This is a genomic window from Campylobacter sp. IFREMER_LSEM_CL1890 (assembly GCF_025772045.1).
GTDB classification, from domain to species: Bacteria; Campylobacterota; Campylobacteria; order Campylobacterales; family Campylobacteraceae; genus Campylobacter_D; species Campylobacter_D lari_D.
This window is the reverse complement of the sequence record NZ_JAKMRK010000024.1, coordinates 1-3,771: the sequence shown is the minus strand read 5'-3', so window position 1 is coordinate 3,771 and position 3,771 is coordinate 1. Positions and strand designations below refer to the sequence as shown.

Below are 3,771 nucleotides of genomic sequence, written 5' to 3'. Positions count from 1 at the left end.
TATCATCTTTAATAGAAGCTAAAATAGGATAAGGTATTTTAATGGCTGATAATTCTCCTTTAACAACAAAGTGTCCGCTAGATTCATCACTTACTGATATTTTTAAATCTTCAAAGTCTTTAATCAAACGCTCTATAGCTTCAGTTTCATCTCCTACTTTTCCTATTAAATCAAATAACTCATTGCTAATATCTTTAAAAGCTTGATCATCTTTACTTGCTAATCCTTTATTAATTAATTCTACATACTTATTATAAGCTGAAGCTAAATCGTTGAGTTGTTTGTAATAGTTTTCTTCTTTGAAGTCATTGTTGGCTGAGTTGATTTTATCATTTAAATTACTTAGATTTTCTAAATTACTTGCAATTGTTTTATTCTCAAGAGCATTTGAAACTTCAGTTAAAATATTATCTTTAGCCTGTATAGCTTCATTATCTGCAAATTTATCATCACTAGCTTTGTCTAAGCCATTGTCTTGATAAGCTAGTAAAAAGTCTAAGCTTTGAAAAATTTCTTTTTGAGCTATTTCTATTGATGGATTATCTTTATTATTTTTATCAAAGAAATAATCCATAATAAACTTAGTTCTAGCTTCGGCACTATTTTTATCTAAATTTTTATAGGCTTCTAAAATATCTTTCAAATCAGCTATATCAATGGTGTAATATTTATTTTTCAAATCGGATATGATTTCATTGATGATAATATCTTTATAAAGATCATTTTCATCTAAAACAACCTTTTCATTGATGATATCTTCTGTGTTAGGGATATAATCTGTATTTTGTGATGGTTTAGATACTACAACATTATTTGGATAGTTTGGCTCAGATATATTTGGATTAGATGGTTTTTCAATCTCAAAATCTTTTGTAAAAACTAAACATTTCTTACTAGCACCACAATCTATTTCCTTTAAGCCATTTAAAGCTGCTAAAGCTGCTGTTTTAAAATCTATATAACCTTGACTATTATCATCATAAGGATGGAGTTCAATCCATTTATAAAGCTCCCAGTATTTTTGATCTATATTGGCATTAGTTAAGTCATCTTTATGGTAATAAATATAAGTGTTTTCAGTATTCGGAATAAACTGCTCATTTAAATGGCCAAAAAATTTACCACTACTTTCTAAGCCTTCTATAATAGCTCCTTTATCAAAATATATATAGATATTTTTTCCTCCGGTACCAAATCCTGTAAAACCTCCAGCATAAGTTCCTTTGATATGTTTAATATTATTTAAAACTATGTTCTCATAACTACTTTCACTGTGACCAGAAAATCCACCAGAAAAAGATCCTTGGATGTAATTAATATCATTTAAAGAAATGTTACTCACTTTTATTCCTCTATCATATCCAACAAATCCACCTGCAGAGTTTTTAGCGCTAATACTTTTAAAATTATTTAAATAAATATTATTAAATATTTTTGGAATTTCTGTAAATCCACTATATATATATCCAATAAATCCACCTGCATCATTGTTAGCCGGATAGGAACCATTAGCACCAATACTTCCAAAATTATTTAAAACAATATTTTCAAAATTTAAATATCTTTCAGCACTCCCCACAAAACCACCAGCAGATGTCGAAAAAGCTTCTTTGCCAAATGCTTCTGCGTTAATTTCTTTAATATTATTTAACTCTACATTATCTATATCCACATAATTTAAACTCCCTGCAAATCCTCCTGCTTGAGCATCTGCTCTACCATTTGCTTTTACATAATCAATTCCTTCAATATAAATATTTTTAAGAGAATTGATACTAGAACTATCTCCGCTATAATTATTAGTTAATTGCCCTGCAAATCCTCCTGCATAAGCATTTTTAGCCTCACTTGTAATATTTTTTATTCCTTTTAAGGAAATATTGTTTATATTAAAAGTAGATTTATTAACTCCATTATTACTTCCAACAAACCCACCGGAGTAAGCTCTGCTATCACTATTATTTGAGCTTGCTATACTACTGATATTATTAATATTCTCAAGTGAAATTCTTTCAAAGTATCCTTCCTGTAAAATTCCTGCAAATCCACCAGAATAAGCATAAGCATCCTCAAAATTATTAGCACTTACAATATTTCCTATGTTTTTAACTGTGATATCTGAGAATTTTATTTGTTCAATGTTAAAAGAATTCAAGGATCCGATAAATCCACCAGCAAATATACTATTATCAGCACCCTCTGAAGATATATTTTTAATATCACTTATATAAATTTTAGAATATTTTCCACCGAAAGTACCATGCCCAGCAAATCCACCTACACTAACAAAATCTCCAATACCACTAATATCTCCTATATTACTTAAAGATATATTTGAAAACAAAGATGATTGTCCTATTCCAACAAAACCACCAATGTTAACACCATCGCCATTGATATTTTTAATACTTTCTATATTACTTAAAGATATATTTGAAAATGAGGAAGATATCCCTACTCCGACAAAACCTCCAATAGCAACTCCATCAATACCAATATTATTAATATTTCCTATATTATTTAAAGATATATTTGAAAATGAGGAATCATAAGTTATACCAACAAATCCTCCTATCATAGTATGTGCATTATTTTCATGGTTAATATGATTTATATTATTTAAAGATATATTTGAAAATAAGGAATCTCGAGAATATGCAACAAATCCACCAGAATGCACTGCATTGGATAATTTTAAGCCACCACCCATATAATCTACATTGATATTTTTAAAAGTTGCATTTTCTGCAGAACCAAAAATACCTACAGATATTGGCTTATTATCTAATATTGTCGTATCTATATTAATATTCTTTAAAGTAAATCCTTGACCATCAAATGTTTTAGTAAAAACACTATCATATTTATATCCTACTATCATATTAGTAAATTCATTAGCATCTTTTTTACCATCACCATTTAAATCTACCCAATAATTAGCATAGTTTTGTCCACTACTTGCTTTAAAATCTATATCATTAGTAAGTCTATACTCATTAGCTGTATCTCTAAAACCTTCTTTATTTTCATTCCATCCTTTAGCAAAGTGCCACCAATCTAAGTCAGAGCCTATGCTAATATATTGATTATATGTTTTATCCATATTACCTTTAGTGGTAAATACAATATCATTGTATTTTCTTGCAGGATTATAGTAATAGCCCGTAGCACTTAAATAAGCAATTCCTTTATTTTTTGCTTCTGTAGTTAGGCTGTTAGAATTTATAGTAGAAATATCTACATAAACTTCATTACCTTTTAAATCTATATTATCTGCTGTGATTTGATTGAGTTTTATTTTATTATTTTTATCATCCCAATTAGTATCAGCACTTAACATTACTTTATTACCTTGTAAAGTAATGTTTTTAGCATTAATAGTCCCCATGTTTACTACATTACCACCATTTGGTTTAAACACAGGAGAGAAAGAAGCACCTTGTGCTTTAAATTTATCAAAGTCTTCTGGTTTTAAAGACGAAGTTGAAGCCACAAAGCGATTAGCATTGATAGTTCCTGTTTTAGTAATGATTACCCCATTAGGATTAATTAAAAAGACATTATTACCACCTGCATTTAATATACCTTCTATGGTAGATTTACTTGTCCCATGAGCAATGTTTAGGTAGTTTTGACCACTTTGTCCTTCTCCAAATTTTACTTGAGCATTTTTACCTATACTAAAACCACCACCCCATTGGATAACATGATTACCACCTTGTGTTGTACCATTAACATACATAGTATTACCATCAATGTTTATATTACCTG

1 protein-coding gene is annotated in these 3,771 nt (G+C 28.8%); it reads right to left on the bottom strand.

Features of this window, described 5'->3' with window-relative positions:
* Positions 1-3,771, bottom strand: a 3,771-nt coding sequence (locus L8W57_RS07765; protein WP_263662317.1) for a filamentous hemagglutinin N-terminal domain-containing protein, incomplete at both ends; no start/stop codon positions are given.